Origin of the sequence: Klebsiella sp. P1CD1 (genome assembly GCF_003790505.1) — a bacterium.
GTDB lineage: Bacteria > Pseudomonadota > Gammaproteobacteria > Enterobacterales > Enterobacteriaceae > Klebsiella > Klebsiella variicola.
In genome coordinates this window covers 2,668,196-2,688,191 of the sequence record NZ_CP033631.1, presented here as the reverse complement: position 1 = coordinate 2,688,191, position 19,996 = coordinate 2,668,196, and the positions used below count along the sequence as shown (strand labels likewise).

At 59.1% G+C, this 19,996-nt stretch carries 20 protein-coding genes; 10 read left to right on the top strand and 10 right to left on the bottom strand.

The genetic code is table 11. From position 1 onward, the window contains the following. Window positions 1–84 precede the first annotated feature (84 nt). Window positions 85–390, top strand: coding sequence for a hypothetical protein (locus tag DTA24_RS13440; RefSeq protein ID WP_012541555.1), 306 nt, complete (start codon window positions 85–87; stop codon window positions 388–390). Between the two features lie 150 nt (window positions 391–540). Continuing rightward, window positions 541–774, top strand: coding sequence for a DUF2554 family protein (locus DTA24_RS13435; RefSeq protein ID WP_012541554.1), 234 nt, complete (start codon window positions 541–543; stop codon window positions 772–774). Window positions 775–786: 12 nt separating this feature from the next. Here the strand turns inward: DTA24_RS13435 and DTA24_RS13430 are convergent, their stop codons facing one another. After that, window positions 787–2,748, bottom strand: a complete 1,962-nt coding sequence (locus tag DTA24_RS13430) for a peptidase U32 family protein (protein WP_012541553.1) — start codon at window positions 2,746–2,748, stop codon at window positions 787–789. Between the two features lie 33 nt (window positions 2,749–2,781). Between DTA24_RS13430 and DTA24_RS13425 the strand changes: the two genes are divergently transcribed. Next, window positions 2,782–2,949, top strand: a complete 168-nt coding sequence (locus DTA24_RS13425; protein WP_162493250.1) for a hypothetical protein — start codon at window positions 2,782–2,784, stop codon at window positions 2,947–2,949. Window positions 2,950–2,959: 10 nt separating this feature from the next. On the opposite strand, the gene DTA24_RS13420 is transcribed toward DTA24_RS13425, so the two are convergent. Next, the gene (locus DTA24_RS13420) at window positions 2,960–3,529 is read right to left on the bottom strand and encodes a helix-turn-helix domain-containing protein (protein ID WP_008804673.1); all 570 of its coding nucleotides are present in this window, start codon (window positions 3,527–3,529) and stop codon (window positions 2,960–2,962) included. Between the two features lie 173 nt (window positions 3,530–3,702). On the opposite strand from DTA24_RS13420, the gene DTA24_RS13415 reads away from it, so the two are divergent. Continuing rightward, window positions 3,703–4,869, top strand: a complete 1,167-nt coding sequence (locus DTA24_RS13415; protein ID WP_016161181.1) for a benzoate/H(+) symporter BenE family transporter — start codon at window positions 3,703–3,705, stop codon at window positions 4,867–4,869. Here the strand turns inward: DTA24_RS13415 and DTA24_RS13410 are convergent. Beyond that, entirely contained in the window at window positions 4,846–5,715 is an 870-nt protein-coding gene (locus tag DTA24_RS13410; protein ID WP_123837179.1) for a helix-turn-helix domain-containing protein, read from the bottom strand. The genes DTA24_RS13415 and DTA24_RS13410 overlap by 24 nt on opposite strands. A 181-nt stretch (window positions 5,716–5,896) precedes the next feature. Here DTA24_RS13410 and DTA24_RS13405 point away from each other — a divergent pair, with 181 nt between their 5' ends. Further along, window positions 5,897–6,793: a DMT family transporter gene (locus DTA24_RS13405; protein WP_016161183.1), complete on the top strand. Its 897-nt coding sequence runs from the start codon at window positions 5,897–5,899 to the stop codon at window positions 6,791–6,793. Window positions 6,794–6,839: 46 nt separating this feature from the next. Here the strand turns inward: DTA24_RS13405 and DTA24_RS13400 are convergent, their stop codons facing one another. From DTA24_RS13400 to tehA, 3 genes are all read right to left on the bottom strand, one after another. Further along, on the bottom strand, window positions 6,840–7,508 hold the full coding sequence (locus tag DTA24_RS13400; protein ID WP_008804669.1) for a DUF3313 domain-containing protein: 669 nt from the start codon (window positions 7,506–7,508) through the stop codon (window positions 6,840–6,842). Between the two features lie 259 nt (window positions 7,509–7,767). Next, window positions 7,768–8,364, bottom strand: a complete 597-nt coding sequence (tehB, locus tag DTA24_RS13395; RefSeq protein WP_016161185.1) for a tellurite resistance methyltransferase TehB — start codon at window positions 8,362–8,364, stop codon at window positions 7,768–7,770. Next, window positions 8,361–9,365 carry a dicarboxylate transporter/tellurite-resistance protein TehA gene (gene tehA, locus DTA24_RS13390; protein ID WP_039103663.1) on the bottom strand — a complete coding sequence of 335 codons (1,005 nt, stop codon included), beginning with the start codon at window positions 9,363–9,365 and terminating at the stop codon, window positions 8,361–8,363. The genes tehB and tehA overlap by 4 nt, the downstream gene beginning before the upstream one ends. Window positions 9,366–9,476: 111 nt before the next feature. On the opposite strand from tehA, the gene ydcK reads away from it, so the two are divergent. Further along, window positions 9,477–10,457, top strand: a complete 981-nt coding sequence (gene ydcK, locus DTA24_RS13385; RefSeq protein ID WP_039103664.1) for a YdcK family protein — start codon at window positions 9,477–9,479, stop codon at window positions 10,455–10,457. On the opposite strand, the gene rimL is transcribed toward ydcK, so the two are convergent. Then, on the bottom strand, window positions 10,443–11,021 hold the full coding sequence (gene rimL, locus DTA24_RS13380; protein WP_110234022.1) for a 50S ribosomal protein L7/L12-serine acetyltransferase: 579 nt from the start codon (window positions 11,019–11,021) through the stop codon (window positions 10,443–10,445). The genes ydcK and rimL overlap by 15 nt on opposite strands. A gap of 53 nt (window positions 11,022–11,074) precedes the next feature. Then, window positions 11,075–12,730: a glucan biosynthesis protein D gene (locus tag DTA24_RS13375; protein WP_012541545.1), complete on the bottom strand. Its 1,656-nt coding sequence runs from the start codon at window positions 12,728–12,730 to the stop codon at window positions 11,075–11,077. A gap of 439 nt (window positions 12,731–13,169) precedes the next feature. Here DTA24_RS13375 and DTA24_RS13370 point away from each other — a divergent pair, with 439 nt between their 5' ends. Further along, window positions 13,170–14,258, top strand: coding sequence for an NAD(P)-dependent alcohol dehydrogenase (locus tag DTA24_RS13370; RefSeq protein WP_044613563.1), 1,089 nt, complete (start codon window positions 13,170–13,172; stop codon window positions 14,256–14,258). Between the two features lie 54 nt (window positions 14,259–14,312). On the opposite strand, the gene DTA24_RS13365 is transcribed toward DTA24_RS13370, so the two are convergent. Beyond that, window positions 14,313–15,818: a carboxylesterase/lipase family protein gene (locus DTA24_RS13365; protein ID WP_032730519.1), complete on the bottom strand. Its 1,506-nt coding sequence runs from the start codon at window positions 15,816–15,818 to the stop codon at window positions 14,313–14,315. Between the two features lie 41 nt (window positions 15,819–15,859). After that, window positions 15,860–17,203, bottom strand: a complete 1,344-nt coding sequence (locus DTA24_RS13360; RefSeq protein ID WP_008804661.1) for a VOC family protein — start codon at window positions 17,201–17,203, stop codon at window positions 15,860–15,862. A 239-nt stretch (window positions 17,204–17,442) separates the two neighbouring features. On the opposite strand from DTA24_RS13360, the gene pcaH reads away from it, so the two are divergent. From pcaH to DTA24_RS13345, 3 genes are all read left to right on the top strand, one after another. Continuing rightward, complete coding sequence (gene pcaH / locus DTA24_RS13355; protein ID WP_008804660.1) at window positions 17,443–18,183, top strand: protocatechuate 3,4-dioxygenase subunit beta; 741 nt, start codon at window positions 17,443–17,445, stop codon at window positions 18,181–18,183. Beyond that, on the top strand, window positions 18,180–18,800 hold the full coding sequence (gene pcaG / locus DTA24_RS13350; protein ID WP_072045454.1) for a protocatechuate 3,4-dioxygenase subunit alpha: 621 nt from the start codon (window positions 18,180–18,182) through the stop codon (window positions 18,798–18,800). The genes pcaH and pcaG overlap by 4 nt, the downstream gene beginning before the upstream one ends. Window positions 18,801–18,975: 175 nt before the next feature. Further along, window positions 18,976–19,899 (top strand): LysR substrate-binding domain-containing protein, encoded by a 924-nt coding sequence (locus DTA24_RS13345; protein WP_012541541.1) that lies wholly within the window; start codon window positions 18,976–18,978, stop codon window positions 19,897–19,899. The last annotated feature ends 97 nt before the right edge of the window (window positions 19,900–19,996 follow it).

Below are 19,996 nucleotides of genomic sequence, written 5' to 3'. Positions count from 1 at the left end.
AGAAGTCCGAAAAGGGATTTCTCCATCTTATCTTCACTTTTGCCTGATGAAATACGGCGATACATCAGAAGAAAGGATATTGCTATGAAGAAGTTAGCTTTACTGTCCGCCGTGATGACGCTGGGAATATCGTCATGGGCGTTCGCTGCCGACAACCCGCCACCGCCGCCAGAAAAAGGCGCGCAGCATCAGGGTAAACCGCCGGCGAAAAACGGCCAACACGATGGTAAGCAAGCGCAACACAACGGCAAGCAGCCACAACGAGATGGCAAGCAGCCACAACGAGATGGCAAACAGCCGCAGCATGATGGCAAACAGCCGCAGCGTGACGGCAAGCAGCCACCAAAAGGCGGCGAGCACAGCGGGAAACCGCTGCCGCCAAAAGCATAACCCCTCAGGCCTGGCCTTCTGCGCCAGGCTTTTTTTCACCTTCTTTCAGCTGACATTGACAAACTCTTGCCCTTCTTTGAGAAGCCGAGAAAAAAACCTGCACAACGCCTGGCATAGTAAGCCCACCCCATTGATTCGCAGAGTAAAGGTATGTTGAGGAGAAGCATGAGCGCGCTGCTGTTGCTGTGCGCGCTGTTTTCAGGACATCTGCTGGCCCACCGCCAGGGGCACGATTACTTTCCGGTGCAGAGCCTCGAACAGCAGCTGCTGCACGAGGCGGACAGCGACGAGCTTCGCAGCCAGTGCGAGGAGGCCGCCGCCGATCTGAACGAGCATCACCGCTGGCAGGATGCCCGCAAACCGCGGGCGCCGCATTGCCCGTAGCGTCGCGCTGGATCAGGCTCCTTTGCGCTTCGGCAGGGTCTTCATCAGCTCATCCGGGCTGACGGAGGCGACGATGCTCCCGGGAAGCGGCATTTTGAGGATGTGGTTTTTAATCTTCCCGACGACATGCATTTCGCACGGGCGACAGTCAAACTTCAGGGTCAGCACTTCATCGCCGTGGATCAGCTGCATCGGCGTGGCTTTCCAGCTCTTGATGGAGCCTTTCGCCTGTTTCGGACAAAGATTAAACGCAAACCGCAGGCAGTGTTTGGTGATCATCACCGGCACATCGCCCTTCTCTTCGTGCGCTTCATAGGCGGCGTCAATCAGCTGCACGCCATAGCGCTGGTAAAAGGCCCGCGCCTTATGGTTATAGACGTTGGCGAGGAAGGAGAGATGGGTCTCCGGATAGACCGGCGGCGGTACGGAGACCGGCTTGCGGGTGCCGCGTTGCCAGGCGTTGAGGCGCGCTTCGTCCAGCATTTCAGCCGTTTCACGACGCAGCTGGTTGAGCAGACTGTTGGGGACAAACAGTGGCGGCAGGTTGACCTGCACGTCGCGTGGGTAGTAAATGGTCTGTCCCAGTTTTGTGACGCCGTCACGCAAATTGGCCAGCGCTTTTTCGGCCTGATTGGCTTCGGCGAACGCTCCGTCGAGAGTATGGGTCACGCTGACGCCATCTTCACAGGTCATGGTCAGAACCAGCTGTTCCTGCCAGCCGCTCAGCGTAACGTCCACGGCGATGCGGCGTTCGCTGGAAGTCTTCAGAAGCGCCTGCTGCCAGTTGTGATCGAGGTTACGGTTGAGCGCCTGGTGCGGACGCGCTTTGTGCAGATCCGCCGGCATCTCGTTCGGCCACACCCGATAGCGATTTTCGCCGGTTTTCTCCACCGTATTGGCACGGAAGCCCACCACTTCACGCTTGATCATCACGTTAAGGCCATCGCCGTTGGTTAACGGTTCGCTCACTTCGACATCAAGATGGTCTTTCCCCACCTTCAAGACTTCGCCCACCGGCAGCCCGATAAATTTCGGCGAATCAAACGCGCCGATATCGCCTTTGCGGGCATTGACGAAGTAGTCGGTACTGCCGCGATGGAAGGTTTTATCGGTAGAGGGAATGAAGAAGTGCTCGGTACGCCCTGCCGAGGCGCGCGCCAGATCGCCGCGGTCTTCGATAATGGCATCCAGCATTTGACGGTAGTGCGCAGTGATGTTTTTCACATAACTCATGTCTTTGTAACGGCCTTCAATTTTGAAGGAACGTACCCCGGCGTCGATCAGCGCCGCCAGGTTGGCGGTCTGATCGTTGTCCTTCATCGACAGGAGATGTTTTTCATAGGCCACCACCCGTCCCTGATCGTCTTTCAGGGTATACGGCAGGCGGCAAGCCTGCGAGCAGTCGCCCCGGTTGGCGCTACGTCCGGTCTGGGCGTGCGAAATGTTGCACTGCCCGGAATAGGCCACGCACAGCGCGCCATGAATAAAGAATTCAATGGTGGCGTCGGTATGGTCATAAATAGCTTTGATCTGACTGAGATTCAGTTCACGCGCCAGCACGATCTGGCTGAAGCCGGCGTCGGAGAGAAATTTCGCTTTTTCCACGCTGCGGATATCACACTGGGTGCTGGCGTGCAGCTCAATCGGCGGCAGATCCAGCTCCATGATCCCCATATCCTGCACAATCAGCGCGTCAACGCCCGCCTCATAAAGATCGGTAATCAGCCGCTGCGCCGGCTCCAGCTCATCATCATGCAGAATGGTGTTCAGCGTGACAAAGATTTTGGCGCCATAGCGATGGGCAAAAGGCACCAGACCGGCGATGTCGCTCAGGCTGTTGCTGGCATTGTGACGAGCGCCAAAGTCAGGCCCACCGATATAAACGGCGTCGGCGCCGTGGAGGATCGCTTCGCGAGCGATACCGGCGTCGCGGGCAGGACTAAGAAGTTCAAGACGATGATTGTGCAGGCGCATACGCGTGTTGTTATCCAGTATAAGGGGGTCGAAATGGCGGCTATTGTAGTCAGAACCGGGTACAGACGAAAACCTTTTCCACCGTCGCGCGACGACGAATTTTCATTTTTCAGCAAAGTATTGACGGAAAAGATAGTTCCTTCACATCCTCGCGCAGCGTACTGTCATCTCGTATTCCGGATTTTCCTCGTCACGTTGTGAGTGGTTATCATCAGTCATCTTGTCTGGCCGCGGGTTCGCCCGCGGTTTTTTCTTTTGGATAATGGATAAGAGAATGGAAATGGGCCGCCTGAACGCCGCGGTTACGATACGCATGCGCCTCATCGCCGGCGAAGCGCCGTCCCTCCCCTGGCTGCAGTAAATGCCACTCCCCCTGTAAACAGAGATCCAGGGCGCCGCTAATCACCACCACATGTTCAATCACCCCTTTCTCATGCGGCGTCGATTCGCTCAACGCGCCGGGGGCAAGGGTTATCGAAAAATGGTCAAAGCGCAGCTCCGGGTCCCACGGGAAGACCGGGGTCACCACCATCGCCTGCTGCTGCGGATCAAAAGCGGAAGGCGCTGCGCTGGCGTCCGGAACGATAAACGCCGAAAACGGCACGTTCAGCCCGGTGGCAATCTTCCACAGCGTCGCCACCGTCGGGCTCGATTCATTACGCTCAATCTGCCCCAGCATGGCTTTCGACACCCCCGTCTCTTCTGCCAGACGCGAGAGACTCCAGCCACGCTGCTGGCGCAGGGTTTTGAGCGTTGCCGCCAGATGTTGCGCAATATTCATCCTACCTCCTGACTTGTACAGGCAAGAGTATATCCCCATTTGCCTGATTCTACAGGGCGTTTCTCGGCATATCACTGTGAGAACAGGTGTCTTACGCTCTCCACATCCGCACCTTGTGCGTTATAACGCACAGTGATAGAGTATTTGTATGTTATAACGCACAAGAGAATCCTATGCGCTCGTTTACCCTTCCTCTTCCCACTCTGTTGGCGGGTTTCGTCGCTGTACTGGTGGGCTACGCCAGTTCAGCCGCCATTATCTGGCAGGCTGCTGCGTCTGCTGGCGCTACCCCCGGGCAGATCGCCGGCTGGATGACGGCCCTTGGCCTCGCCATGGGTATCAGCACCCTTGCGCTGAGCGGCTGGCGTAAAGTTCCTGTGCTCACCGCCTGGTCAACGCCGGGCGCCGCGCTGCTGGTCAGCGGTCTACAGGGAGTCACCCTCGCCGAGGCCGTGGGGGTGTTTATCTTCGCCAACGCGCTGATCGTCCTTTGCGGCGTGACGGGCCTGTTTGCCCGGCTGATGAAGATCATTCCCCATTCACTGGCCGCCGCGATGCTGGCCGGGATCCTGCTGCGTTTCGGTTTGCAGGCCTTCGCCGGCTTACAGGACCATCTGCTGCTGTGCGGCGGCATGCTCGCCGCCTGGCTTCTCTGTAAAGCGCTGTGGCCCCGCTTCGCGGTAGTCGCCGCGCTGGTGGTGGGGGCGCTGATCGCGGCGGCCTCCGGGGACGTCGCCAGGACGGCCGTACCGCTGGCCTTCGCGGCACCGGAGTGGATCGCGCCGCAGTTTACCCCGGCGCTGCTGCTCAGTGTCGGCCTGCCGTTTTTCCTCGTCACCATGGCCTCGCAGAACGCCCCCGGGTTCGCCACGCTGCAGGCATCCGGCTACACTGTACCGGTATCGGCACTGCTCGTCGCCTGTGGAGGTCTGGCGTTGTTGCTGGCGCCGTTTGGGGTCTACTCCATCTGCATCGCGGCGATCACCGCTGCGATTTGCCAGAGTCCGGAGGCGCACCCGGATCCGCAACAGCGCTGGCTGGCGGCCATGGCCGCAGGCGGTTTTTATCTGCTGGCGGGTCTGTTCGGCGGGTCGATCACCGCTCTGATGTCGGCTTTACCCGCGGCGTGGATCCAGATGCTGGCCGGCCTGGCGCTGCTCGGCACCATCGGCGGCAGCCTGTTTCAGGCGGTACATCAGGCCAGTGAACGCGATGCGGCAGTACTGACCTTTCTGGTCACCGCCAGCGGCGTGACGCTGGCGGGAATTGGTTCGGCCTTCTGGGGCGTGGTGCTTGGTGGGGTAAGCTATGGCGTGTTATCCGCGCTGCGCCGCCCTTAGCTGGGACGGCGTCAGGCCGGTGGCCGCTTTCACCCGATGGCTGAAATGGCTGGCGGAGCTGAAGCCGCAGGCCAGCGCAATCTCCGTTAACGGCAGCGCGCTGTGGCAGAGCAGATTTTGCGCCCTGGCCATTCGCTGCTGCATCACATATTGATGCGGGGCCATATTCAACGACTGGCGGAACATGCGGGCAAAATGGAACTCACTGAGTCCCGCCTGCTGCGCCAGGTCGGCCAGGGTCAGCGGCTGATCGAGGTGGGCATCGATCCAGGCCAGCACGTGACGCTTCACGCCCGGCGCCAGCCCTCCGGTGACCGTCGGCAAACGCCACTGCACGGTGGAGTAGTGCTGGATCAGATGGGTGAGCAGTAAGCTGCTGGCGGCGCTGAGGGTCAACTGGTTCGCCGGCTGTCGCCAGTCATTGGCCAGTAAAAACTGGCGGTACACCGCGGTAATTTTGTCATCGGTGGCGAAGGTTTTTTCCTGCAGGGTGAAGTTTGCCGGGCTACGATCCCACACCTCTTCGCCGACGCGGCGCAGGTGCTCATCGGTACAGTAGAGATGCACAAAAGACAGATCGCCGCGGATATCCCAGACGCTCTCATCGCCTTTCGGCATCAGACAAAAGCGATCCGGGCCGCCGCCATTTTTCCAGCCGTGCGGCGTCTTTTGATAGCTTTCATAGCCATCGGCGACGTACAGGCTCAACGTATGGTGATCGCTGCGCACCGTCACGGTGTCGCAATTGTTGTACCAGGCGGCCAGTTGAATTCCGGAATTCAGCTCCACCGTGCCCCGCAGCACCGCGTTCTGTCGCCGTAATGTTTCAAACGTCCCGTAACCCATTGCCTTCACGCATCTGCCCGTAAAAGCTCTAGTCTAGGGAGACTCCGGCGCGGTTTCCAGTCCTCACCGCAGGCGAATGACAAATAAGCGCAAGAATTTGCAAGCCGACAACAAGCGGGTGAAAGCTGCCGGTTGCGACAGGCGGCATACTCCTCCCTTCAACAAGCAGAGGAGAGTCAGGGTGAACGCATTACTTTATGCACTCGTTGTCGTGATCTGGGGGACAACGTGGATTGCGATTTTTTTACAACAAGGGCCGGTGGCGGCGCCGGTATCCATTTTTTGGCGCTTTGCCGTGGCCAGCATCACGATGCTGACGATTCTGCTTGTCACGCGACGGCTACGGCCGCTGGGCGCGAAAGATCACTTTTGCTGCCTGCTGCAGGGCTGCTGCGTCTTCTGCTTTAATTTCTGGTGTTTTTATACCGCCGCGGCCTGGATCAACACCGGTCTGGAATCGGTGATCTTTTCCATGGCCGTACTGTTTAACGCCATTAACAGCTTTCTTTTTTTTCGCCAGCAGCCGCCGGGCCGCTTCTGGGCCGCCGCCGCACTGGGCCTCGCCGGTATCGTCACCCTGTTCTGGGATGACCTGCTGGCCAATGGGCTAAACGCCTCGCTGCTGTGGGGGATCGGTCTGAGCGCCCTGGGCACCTACGGCTTTTCACTGGGCAATATGTTCAGCATTCGCCACCAGCGGCGAGGGCTGGAAACCCTCACCACCAACAGTTGGGCGATGCTCTACGGGACGCTGGTGATGGGCGCGATCGCCCTGCTACGTGGCGATAATTTTATGCCGGAGTGGACCGTCAGTTACCTCGGCGCCCTGCTTTACCTGGCGCTGTTCGGCTCGGTCATTGCCTTTGGGGCCTATTTCACTCTGGTGGGGCGCATTGGCGCCAGCAAAGCCGCCTACAGTACGCTGCTGTTTCCGCTGGTGGCGTTATCCATTTCCACCGTCTATGAAGGGTATGTCTGGCACAGCAACGCTGTGATCGGGCTGGCGCTGATCCTGCTGGGTAACCTGGTGATGTTTGCCAAACCGGAACAGCTGCTGCTGCGCCGAAGGCTGGCCTGAGGAGACAGAAGAGAAACAGCGCCGTCGTCAGACGGCGCTGGCACGATTAACGCTGAGAGGGATCGAATTTGACGGCGTCGACCGCCATATCATCGATCACCTGCTTCAGGGTATCGACGGTCAGCGGCGTATTCTCATTCGCCAGGGTTTTGCCTTCCCCTTTACGAACAACCTTGATCACCGGCTTATTGGTGCTGGCGTCAATGACCTCCGCCTCAAAGTACAGATCGGTGTCCATGGTACGATGGCCGGTGGCGGCCTGGGTGCCGGCGACAATCATAGCAACCGGGATCACTTCATAGAACTGCAGCCCCTCTTTGCTGGAGTCCACCCCGGTGATCGCCCCGCGGAAGATGAGGCTGCGCTTGCCGGCGGTAGTGGCCAGCGGTTTACGCTCGGAAATAGCCTGTTTCAGCTCTTTGTTGGTGTAGTTAAGAATATCCTGCAGCGCCTTTTCCCCTACCTGGGTGGTCGGCTTCGGTACCGGATAGTAGGTCACCGGGTGATAAACGATATTGTCATAGTTGGCTGGATTGAAGTTCGGATCGATCCAGCGCAGCTCCGGCTTGCCGGAGGCAGAGGTCGTTTCTTTCAGGTTGGAATAATCTTTTAAGAAGCCCGAATACTGATTCGGTTGCGCCACTTTCGCCGCACAGCCGGTCAACGCCAATATTCCCGCCAGAGCGGCGACTTTCAGTAAAACGCGAGTACGCATAGAGAGATCCCTGTAAATGCAGTTTTTTTCGGCAGACGTTATAGCAAATAGGACCCACTAGTTTTGTGACAAAAAAAGGGCTTCGTCAAGGAAGATTTATAAATATTGATAGGATGAACATTACGTTATTAAATAATCACTTAAAAAGCGTATTGCGCGGTTTTCCAGGCTCATTTTCGCCGCAACGGATCTCTGTCTTGCCCACGCTTTGGCGGGGAATGCGGCGCGGGCCATGCTCAGCTTCCCACGCCGCCGCGTCTCAGGCAGGCTTGCGCGCCAACAGGGTGGCGAAGCGCAATTTGATGCGATTGCCGTTGGCGTCGGTGCGATGCAGTTCGCCGACGTCCTCATTGTATTTCAGCAGCTCCCAGCCCTGGTAATAATCACGAAGCTCATCGGGTTTAAAGGCAAACGGGAAGCCGACGGTGCAGGGATAGTCTTCGGTATCCATTGCCGCCACAATCAGGTTAAAGCCGCCGGCAGCGGTGCAGCGCTGCATATTGGCGATCAGACCCGGGATGGTGTCAGGCTCCAGGAACATCATCACCACGGTGGAGAGGATCAGGTCATATTCCCCATCAAAGGTCAGGCTATTGAGGTCTTTTACCGCGGTGCGGAGATTTTCCAGCGCCTCGGCAGCGCGAATACTTTCCAGATTATTGATGCTCACCGGATTTTTATCCCACGCCGTCACCGTGAATCCGTTCGCCGCCAGATAAAGGCTGTTACGCCCGTTGCCACAGCCCAGATCCAGCGCCCGCCCCGGCGGCACCACTGTCGCAGCATGCAGCACCTCGGAATGGGTGCGTGTCAGGCCATATTTATCACTAAAATAATCCGCGTCACGCGTTGTCATGATCCTTCCTTCTTATTCAGGAGTGTTTCCCGGTCGACCTGTACCAGCAGTTTCCCGCTCACCAACAGCAAAATTGTGCGCAGTAACAGCAGGCCGACAACCAGATTGCTAAAAATAAACAGCGGCATTGCCAGATGGTGAAAAAAGCCGTCCGCCCTGGCCTGGCCGAGATGCAGGCCGGTAGTGGCCAGCGCGGAAATACCGAACGAGAAGCTCCAGAAGGAAGCATTGAACGGCTGGCGAAGATACCAGGGCATCAGGCGCAGCATGAACAGTAGCTGCAGCAGGCCGTAACCAAACAGCAGCTTCGCGAAGGTATCCGCTTCCCCACCGTTGACGCTGAGCCAGGCGCTGCAGGCCACCAGCGCAGGCGCCAGTTGGATCCCCAGCGAGGTGCGCAGCGGCGTCGGCAGCTCGCCCGCGCTGCGCAGACGCTGGAGGATCGCCGGCTCGAGGCTCAACCAGGAGAAGACCCCGGCGCCGAGGAACACCAGCCCGGCGTCGGTAAATCCCAGCGCGCCGCAGGCCATCGCGCTAATGAAATTATTGGCCACCGTGGGCAGATAGAGCCCCGGCGTGGTGGCCTCGTGAGGATGCGTCCCCCGCCACAAGCCGCCACTTTGCCAGGCGGCATAGGCAAGCTGCAGCGCCACCCCCGGCACAAACAATCCCAGCGCCAGCGGTCGCCACCAGGGCACCAGCCCGATCGCCACCAGCAGCGTGGTGGCCGGAAACAGGCTGACAAAGCTGCTGCTGACCGGATGACGCATCTCCCGTAGCACGCTCGCCGGAAAGCGAATTGCCCGGCTGATAAACGCCATGCTGAGCAGAGTCCACATCGCGATCGCCAGCATCACCAGACCATCGCCGATGCTGCGGCTAACCGGCCAGAGCGTGCTGGCGTAGCGCCAGGCGAAGCCCATTCCGATGGTGCCGAGCACCATACCAAAATAGCCTGCCGGCAGGTTCAGCGCCTGCCGCGGCGTTTGCTTGCTCTTCATTTTGTTGATGATATCAATTTAATTTGAAGTTGCATTTTAAAGGAACCTTATCCCGCGCGCTACGGCGATCTTTGCTATGTTTATGTTAACCATAAGTAATGAGGATCGGGAATGCGTAAATACCGTCTCAGCGAACAGACCCGGCAGTATTGTTACCAGGAAGAGGCTGGCAAACAGAGCGTCACCCTGCGCCAGATAGTGGCGCTTATCGATTTCGCTGACGTCAAAGCAGGCAGCGAAGGCGGTTGGGTGGACGCGGAAAGCGCTCTCAGCCAACAGGGAGAGTGCTGGATCTACGATGCCAACAGCGTGGTTTTCGCCGGGGCAAGTATCCGCGACGACGCTCGCTTAACCGGGCCCTGCGTGGTCAGCCACGAGGCCGCCATCGGCGGACGGGCATGCATTCATGCCTCGCACATTAGCCATCACGCGCAGATAAGTGACAACGTCACGGTTAATCATAGTCTGGTGCGCGGTTACTGTCGCCTCGCCGACGAGGCGCGTCTCCTGCCGCACTGCCAGGTGATTGCCGCCCGCGGTCTGACCGCCGATCGCGACAAAGTCCTGCAGATTTATCAGCGAGCCACCGTTAGCGCCTCGCGTATTCTTCATCAGGCGCAAATCTACGGCGATGCCTTTGTCGAGCACGCTTTTGTCGAACATCGGGCAGAAGTGTTCGACCAGGCAAGACTGGAGGGGAACGAAGAAAACGACGTCTGGGTGTGCGATAACGCCCGGGTTTATGGTCATGCGCGACTGATCGCCGGTCGCGGAGAGGATGCCATTCCCACCGTGCGCTACAGTTCGCAGGTAGCGGAGAATGCGGTGATTGAAGGCAACTGCCTGTTAAAGCACCGGGCGATGGTCGGTGGCGAGGCGCAGCTGCGCGGTGGTCCGATTCTGCTCGACGACGATGTGCTGATCCAGGGGCGGACAGTCATCATCGGCGATGTGATCGTTGAGCACCAGGTCTCCATCAATGACGAGGTGCAGATTGCCGCACAGGAGGGAGAGGCCATTCATCTGCGCGGCCCGAAAACGCTTGACGGCCAGCAGCACATCACCCGCACGCCGCTGTTAGGCGCCCTCTAGCGCCTCGTCGCGGTCAATAATGCGCGCGTAAATATTCTGATCGTCATAGCTGCCGTTCAGATACTCGGCCTGCCTGAGGCAACCTTCAAGAACGAACCCATTGCGCAACGCCACCTGGTTACTGCGGGTATTGGCCACCCGGCATTTGATCACAAACCGGCGCACCAGCCCGCTGCGGGCATAATGGTGGATAAAGGCCTGCAGGGAGCGGGAAAGCAGCCCCTGCCCCTGGTGATCTTCATCGATCCAGTAGCCGATATAGGCCGTTTTGTTCTGCGGCTCGATCTGGTTGAACGACAGGACGCCCACGAGTCGATGGTCGAGAAACAGCAAAAACATTTTGGCGTAATCCCGCTGATGCAGAATCACGTTACCCTGCACATGGCGGCGGGTCTCCTCTTTGCTGTTCACTTCGGCGGGCCAGTTGAGCGATTGCTGCAGCCAGTGGCGGTTTTTCACCACCAGCTGGTGCAGATCGCTGACGTAGCGCTCATCAATCGCGATAAGCGTCAGTGCGTCGGTCACCGGGATCGTCTCAGGTACTGCGGGAATGTCTGTAGTCATGGGGCTCTCTACTGGCCCGCAGGCGTTGCCTGCGGGCCGCGGCTGTCACGGGATTATTTCATGATCCGGTCGTCAACGTAGTTACGTTTATCCGGCGCCGGCGGGAAGTACTGATAGAGCCAGGTTTCGCTGATGGCTTCGCCCTGACAGCGCAGGAACAGGCGCATCTCCACCGGGTCGGTCGAGTCGGAGGTCGGATACCAGTCGAAGAGGATCCGGTAGCCATCGAACGGCTCGACGTAGAGGATCTCAATCTGCTTCGCTTCCCCGCTGGAGAGGGTGATCACCGGTTCAATACCGCGCGGCGCGGCGGCCTTCAGATCGCCGCCGACAAAGTCGATGGCAAAACGACGTGCCCACTTATCCGGATAGTGCTCGCCCGGCGCCCAGCCTTCCGGGAAGCCCCCCATCCCGGTGCGGGTGGCGAGCACACGCGCCAGCGGGGTGCTCACCGGCGGCTGCGCGCTCCAGTAGAGACGGTAGCGGAAGTCCAGTTCGTCGCCCGCCTTCACCGCTTTTTCCGGCTGCCAGAAGCAGACGATATTATCCAGCGTTTCGCCGGTGGTGGGGATCTCCATCAGGCTGACCGCCCCTTTCCCCCACTGGTTACGCGGCTCAACCCACAGGCTGGGGCGCTTGTTATACCAGCCCATCACGTCCTGGTAATGGGAGAAATCGCGGTCCAGCTGCAGCAGACCGAAGCCGCGCGGGTTCTTGTCCTGGAAGGCGTTGAACTGCAGCTTCTGCGGGTTATTCAGCGGCCGGCAGACCCATTCGCCGTTCCCCAGCCACATCGACAGCCGATCGGAGTCGTGGATCTGCGGGTGGATGGTATCGCACATCCGGCGCTCGTTGTTGCCGCAGCTGAACATACTGGTCATCGGCGCGATACCCAGCTGTTTGATGTCCTTGCGGGCATAAAGGTGGTTTTCCACATCCATGATGACCTGGGTATCCTGGCAATGGATGGTGAACTTGTAGGCCCCGGTGATGCTCGGGCTATCCAGCAGCGCATAAACGGTAAAGACCGTGGCGTCCCCTTTAACCGTTTCGAACCAGAAGGAGGTGAAATCAGGGAATTCTTCCGGGGTATCGGTAAAGGTGTCTACCGCCAGCCCACGAGCCGACAAGCCGTACTGGTAGGTGCTGTCTACCGCGCGGAAATAACTGGCGCCAAGGAACGCCACGATATCGCGGCGGGCCAGCTCCGGCGCTTTAAACACCCGGAATCCGGCGAAGCCAAGGTCGGACTGCCCTTCCAGCTGGCGGGTGTCGACCCCGGCGTCATTGTACTTAAACAGCTCAGGGCGGAAATGGATCTCGCGCGCCTGCTGAGTGGCGGCGTCAAGAGAGAACATCCGCACGCGGCGACGGAACCCCATCCCGACGTGGAAAAACTGGATGTCCAGTTTGCGTTCTTCGATGTTGTTCCACAGCGAGTGGTTGGCGTCATACTGGATGCTGTTATAAGCCTGCGGAGTCAGATTGGCCAGCGTCGGCGGCAGATCGCGCGGGGCGCCGCCCCATGGCTGGCGCGCCAGATCGTGGGCCATCGCCTGCAGCACGGTGTAATCGAAACGACGCGTTTGCCCGTCGGCAATACCCGCGTCTTCGGCAAAAGCGGCCTGACTGAATAAGGAAGCGACTCCTGACGTCCCGCATACGGCGGCAACAGCCATGGAAGATTTAAGAAAACGTCTGCGGTTCATGCCTGAGAAAGCGTCCTTCTGCACGGGTGAATTGATTCGCAACGCGTCATCACGCTGCGTGATAAATTCCGCCCACTCTAGACAAAAACGATTAATAATCCAATTGTTGCCCGCAGAAAAAAGGTAAAAAAGCCCTGTCTACCGGAACAACCCGTTTTTTTACTTTTCCTTCGACGTGCGGCCGGGGAAAGAACAGACTGCCGGCCGCTTTTTCGCCTGATCATTGAGCGGATAGCTTTTCCTCGCTGCGTTATATTCATCACACCTATGCCCCGCCGCCCTGCGTTTTCTTTAGGCACGATTGGCGCAAATTTCCGCCACATCCGGTGCTAACTTTTCACCGGTAACCGCTATATTTCTTCATGTTAGCGGCCAACACGGGAGAGCCGTTCGGGCTGTCCCGCCACGCTCTCCAGGGAATTCATTCAGGAGTCATGCCATGCAAGTGAAAGCAGCCGTCACGCTGGGCTACCAGCAACCTTTCGTCATCAAGGATGTCGACGTCTCCCCTCCGGGGAAGGATGAGATATTAGTGAAAATTGTCGCCACCGGGGTCTGTCATACCGACGCGGTGATGCGCGATAACCCGGGAGTGGTGCCTATGCCTGCCATCCTCGGCCATGAAGGCGCCGGGATCGTCGCCAGCGTCGGGGAAGCAGTCAGCGGTATCAGAGTCGGAGACCACGTGGTGCTCAGCTATGCCGCCTGCCACCATTGCGAAAATTGTTTAAGCAACCACCCTTCAGCTTGCGAAGATTTTAATACGCTTAATTTTGGCGGCCGACGCGAGGATGGCACCACCCCCTATCGGCTGGGCGATCAGGATCTGTCCCTGTTCTTTGGCCAGTCGTCCTTCAGCCAGTATGTGGTCACCCGCGCCAGCAACGCCGTGGTGGTCGACCCGGAGGTCGATCTCACCCTGCTCGGCCCGCTGGGCTGCGGCATCCAGACCGGCAGCGGGACGGTGCTCAACCGCCTGAAACCGGTGATTGGGGAATCCATTGTGGTGTTTGGCTGCGGCGCCGTGGGGCTCAGCGCCATCATGGCGGCGAAATTAACCGGCTGTTCGCAGATCATCGCTGTCGATATTCATACCAGTCGCCTCGCCCTCGCGGGCGAACTGGGCGCCACCCATCAGATCAATGGCAAGGAACAGGATGCCGTCGCCCTGATCAAACAGATCACCGGCAAAGGCGCTCACTACGCGGTAGAAACCACTGGCGTATCGGCCATCGTGCTGCAGGCCGTGCACGCGGTGAAACCATTAGGTACGGTGGCCATCGTCGGCTTTACCGGGGATATCACTTTTAACGTGCAGAACGATCTGATGGCGGAGGGCAAGTCGCTGGTCGGGGTGATTGAGGGTGATGCCGTCCCGGCGCTGTTTATTCCACTGCTGGTGCAGCAGTATAAGCAGGGGAAATTCCCTATCGATAAGCTTATCGTTCGCTACCCGCTGGCCGATATCAACCAGGCTTTCGCCGATTCGGCGTCTGGCAAGGTGATAAAGCCCGTGGTCGTCATGTGAGTGAACGCCGCCACCAACCGGTGGCGGCAGTTGCTCAGCCGCACCTCAGCGCATTTACTCCAGCGTCACGTGATGCTTCATCACCCGGCGAAACAGCGCCAGCCGGGCGCGCATAAAGCGATTTTCCACTTTAAAGCCGGCACGCTTATGCAGGCCAATGCGCAACAGACGATCCCGTCCGCGCAGGCACGCTGGCCAGCGCACCGCGCCGGCAAGCGCCTGGTCGCCGCTGGCGACGCGGGCAAACTGGGCCCAATAGTCAGCCACCTGAGCGGCGAAGGCCAGATCCGCTTCGCTGGCATACTGACACACCGGGTCGGTCAACCGCAGGTTATCAAACACGTAGGGCACCTCGTTGCCATGCCAGGCGCCGTGCGGATAGGTGTCATGCTCCGCCTCCGCAACATAATCAAACCAGTAGCGCCAGCACGGCTGCCCCACGCGCTGCTGCGCCTGCATCACCACATAGCCGAGGGTGGTGAAGGCCATGTCGCGGCACACTTCCCGCCCCAGCGCCTCATCGCCCTTCACGCCGGGATAAAGGAGTTTGATCAGCCCCAGTCCCAGGCGGCGCTCACGGCGCAGCTTCTGAATCTGCCCGGCGATATCGACGCCAAACACGGCCATCACGCTGGCTTCATCGCTGTTGGAGCCGATCATCACCGGCATTGGATGCTGGCGCCCGGCAAAAAAGGTCTCCAGCATCGGCTGCGGCAGCACCGCGTCGCCAACGATGGGGGCCGGCCCTGTGTTCAGCGGCGCGGTGAGCGACCAGAAGGCCTCCGCCGGGATCGCCCGCAATTCCTCAGCGCTGGCTTGCGGTAAGGCAAAGTGTTCCGCCAGCAGGCGGCCTTTCTCCAGCGCCTTCTCTCGCGGCAGGTCGGGTAACGTATACCCGCTCTGAATAATCGCTTTATGGAACAACCCTTTCGCTTTCGGCGAGGCCATCAGCGACAGCACGCTGCGCGCCCCGGCGGATTCGCCAAACAGCGTGACGTTGGCGGCATCCCCGCCGAAGGCGTGGATATTCTCCTGAACCCACTGCAGGGCGGCAATCTGATCGAGCAGCGCGAAATTATAGAGACGTTCGCCCGCCTCTTCTTCCAGCGCCGGATGGGCGAAAAAGCCGAGATGGCCCAGCCGGTAGTTGACCGTCACCACCACCACATCGCGGCTGGCTAACGCTTTGCCATCGTAAGGCGGCAGGCTGCCGGCGCCGATGGTAAACCCGCCGCCGTGCAGCCAGACCATCACCGGCAGCGGCTGCGCCGCAGCAGCAGGTGCCCAGATATTGAGATATAAGCAGTCTTCGCTGAAAGCGCCGGGATCGCCGCCGCCGAGCTCACGGCAGTAGTCAATGTCCTGCCAGCTGGCGGCGGAAAAGGCGTCGGCCTGGCGGACGCCCTGCCAGCGGGCAGGAGGCTGCGGCGCGCGCCAGCGCAGCGGGCCCACAGGCGGCGCGGCATACGGAATGCCGCGCCAGATATGGATCCCCTGCTCTGCGCTCCCGGATACGGTTCCCTGGCGGGTTTTCGCCAACGGTTTCGACGGATGTTGCATAACCTGCTCCCTGTAAGGCTGATGCCAGCAGGGTACTGATTTTACAGCAGACCGCAACGTCGTTTGCTGCGCTCCTCCGCCTGTCGGTACAGGGCAAACTCATCCTCCACCGGGCAGCCCAGCGCCGTCTCAAAGGCTTCGCGGCTGGCATTCCCGTGGCTGCGCGCCTGCGTTTCGTTGCCCAGATTAGACTGAAAAATGCCCGCCGCGCTGACCGGTAAAAAATCTTCATAAATAATCGGCTGGGCGACCACCCACCCGCGCTCAATCAGCGGCTGCGGATCGTCCCCCGGGCGAAACGCCTGGCGATGCGCCTCGCCGGCGGGCGTCAGGCGGTAGCGAAACCAGGCCAACCCCTGCTGACGGAGCAGAAATTCGCTGTCGGGGAATTCGCGGAATACCTCCTGCAGATGCAGCTGATGGCTGAGATTGTCCTTTCCTGTCCCTGCCGCCTGCAGCAGTCGGTCGTACAGTGCGCGTCCTTTTGGCGTTAGCGCAATGCCGCGTTGCTCAATTTCGCCAAAGCGGGCGCTGTGGGTGCCTTTATGCTCACCGGCGAACATCACCGGCTCCTCAAGCGCCTTAAAGCTGGTCTGCCGCAGGAGGATCGGGACCTCCCGGCGCGGTGGCCCTTCAATCAGCGCTTTGGGTTCAATACCACACTCGGGCATCAGGGCCTGGGCGCGGTCAATATCCAGCGTCCGCGGCGTGAGGTGATTGATATGGCATCCCGGAAAGCAGACCACATCGGCAATCAGGCGGTGCTCGCGATGCAGAGCATGGTAGGTCTCCTCATCGACGGTGGCATGCCGGTGCCAGCGGAAGGTCTCCAGCGCCTCCTGCACAAACTCGCGCGCGTCGGCAGAGGTGAATTCGCCCTCAGCTTCATACTGCGCAATCAGCGCCAGACAGCGGGGGGTAAAGATTTTGCGCCGGGCAAGGATGGCCTCGGCCCGCTCGCGCAGGGCGCGATTTTCAATCAGCTCCAGGCGCAGCAGCGAGGTGAAAACCCGAAACGGATTGCGCGCCAGCGCGGCATCGTCGATGGGACGAAAGGCCGTGGAATGGACCGGCACGCCGGCCTGTGAGAGATCGTAATAGCTGACGGGATACATCCCCATGATGGCAAACATGCGACGCAGCGTCGCCAGTTCCTCCGCTGTGCCCACGCGGATTGCGCCGTGGCGCTCCACATTTAAGCGCGCCAGCTCGTCGGCATTGGCCAGTTGTTCATGCAGCTGCGGATTATTTTCCAGTACCGCGAGATTGACGTCAGCCACCAGCTCCAGCAGCGTCCCGTATTGCGGAACTTCCTGCTGGTACATAGCCGACATGGCCTGCGAAAACTGCTCCCGAATCTCATCAGCCGTGATGGTGTTCGCCATGATGTGTTACCTCCAGTGAATACTTCCTGGAGTGTAGGAAAGCTGCCTCCTGGCGGGGGGAAGAATTTACAAACTGTGATGGCGATAACCTGCTTCCGCTAGCAGTCATTGCACAAAACATAACCCACGGTTATGAAAAACACCCGGTAATTTCACTTTAAATTAACAATACATTTACACACACTGTTTCTGGCGACATTACAACAACATGCCCCTCTACCGTCTACACGGAGTACCCGATGAACGACAAATGGTCCCCGCGCGAGGTTATCCATCGCGATTACAGTAGCCACCCGCCCGCTTACGCGCCGGGCTATAAAACCAGCGTCCTGCGCTCACCGAAGAATGCCCTGATCTCCCTGCAGAACTCATTGTCAGAGATCACCGGGCCGGTCTTTAGCCGTGACGATCTGGGCCCTCTGGATAACGATCTTATCCTTAATTACGCCAAAGAAGGCCTGCCGATTGGCGAGCGGATCATTGTGCACGGTTACGTGCGCGATGGTTTTGGCCGACCGATGAAAAACACCCTGGTGGAAGTCTGGCAGGCCAATGCCGGCGGCCGCTACCGACATAAAAAAGATCAGTATCTGGCCCCGATTGACCCGAACTTCGGCGGCTGCGGCCGGGTGCTGACCGATGAAAACGGCTATTACTGTTTTCGCACTATCAAGCCCGGCCCCTACCCGTGGCGTAACCAGGCCAGCGACTGGCGTCCGGCGCATATTCATTTCTCGCTCTCGGGTGAAGCCTGGGCGCAGCGCCTGATCACTCAGATGTATTTCGAAGGCGATCCGCTGATCAAACAGTGTCCGATCGTCCGAACCATTAATAATGACGACGCCGTGCGCACGCTGATCGCCGAGCTGGACATGCACGCCGCCGTACCGCTGGATTGTCTGGCCTACCGCTTTGACCTTGTTCTGCGCGGCCATCGCGCCACGCTGTTTGAAAATCGCACTCAGGGGGCCGCCCGATGAAAGAGTATCTGCCTGAAACCGCCTCGCAGACCGCGGGACCCTATGTTCATATCGGTCTGGCGCCTGACGCCGCGGGTTTTCATATTTTTGAGAAAAACTTTGGCCCGGTCCTCACCACCGCGGATACCACCGGGGAGCGGATCACCATTGAAGGCCGGGTTATCGACGGCTCCGGAACACCGGTCCGTGATGTGCTGCTGGAGATCTGGCAGGCCAACGCCGCAGGACGCTATAACCATCCTGATGACCGTCAGCAACAGAAAGCCGTCGACCCGGCCTTCCGCGGCTGGGGGCGTACCTGCTCAGATTTCACCTCCGGCGTCTGGCGCTTTGACACCATTAAGCCGGGCCCGGTTGTCGGCCGCGATGGCCGCCTGATGGCGCCGCACGTCAACCTGTGGGTGGTCGCCCGGGGGATCAACATTGGCCTGAACACGCGGATGTATTTCGCCGATGAACATGAGGCCAACGCCAGCGACCCGGTGCTGAATCTGATCGAGTGGGAAGTGAGACGCAAAACCTTAATCGCCGAACGCGAGGTTCGTGGTTCGGAAGTGATCTATCGCTTCGATATTTATCTGCAGGGCGAAAACGAAACCGTCTTTTTCGATATCTAGCGGCCACGCCGATAAACGCCTTCCCCTCGTCCTGCGGGGGGAAGGCGTTTTAAACCGTGGGGAAAGATCTTGTAATGTAATCAGGTCAAATGTTAATAATATTTTGCTATCTGGTTATCAAATTTAAACAAGGCCGCTTGTCTCTTTCACCGCTGTGTTTTTAACATCATCTACTATGGAAAAAAATGGTCTCTTCAGTCAGCGCATTCGCTTGCGCCATCTACACACCTTCGTGGCCGTCGCTCAACAGGGAACGCTGGGGCGCGCGGCTGAAACTTTAAATCTGAGCCAGCCTGCACTCTCGAAAACGCTTAACGAGCTTGAACAGCTAACCGGTACCCGGCTGTTCGAGCGGGGCCGCCTGGGGGCGCAACTCACCCTGGTCGGCGAACAGTTTCTGACTCATGCCGTTAAGGTACTTGATGCCCTTAACTCAGCGGGTCAGGCGCTGAACCGTAAAGAGGGGCTGAATAACGACATTGTGCGTATCGGCGCGCTGCCTACCGCCGCGCTGGGGATCCTGCCAACGGTGATCGGCCAGTTCCATAAGCAGCAAAAAGACATCACGCTGCAGGTCGCCACCATGAACAACACCATGCTGCTGGCGGGGTTAAAATCCGGGGAGATCGATATCGGTATCGGACGCATGTCCGACCCGGATCTGATGAGTGGACTCAACTATGAACTGCTGTTCCTCGAATCCCTGAAACTGGTGGTTCGCCCGGGACACCCCCTGCTTCAGGAGACCGTGACCCTGAGCCGGGTAATGGAGTGGCCCGTCGTCGTTTCGCCGAAGGGCACCGTACCGCGGCAAAACGCCGAAACGTTGCTCCAGAGCCAGGGCTGTAAAATGCCCGCCGGCTGTATCGAGACCCTCTCGGCTTCGCTGTCACGCCAGCTGACGGTCGATTTTGACTATGTGTGGTTCGTACCTTCCGGAGCGGTGAAAGACGATCTTCGCCGGGGTGTGCTGAGCGCCCTGCCGATTGCCACCCAGGGCGCCGGAGAGCCCATCGGCATTCTGACCCGCGTCGATGCGACGCTCACGCCAGGTACGCAAACCTTGCTCAGCGCCATCCGCAAGTCAATGCCTGCCTGACCCCGCTTTCTCCCCGGTAGCCCTGCCGGGGAGCCTACGTACGTCGATGTGGTGCGACGGACGGCGCAACACATTTAGCAAAATAATCATTTAGTGC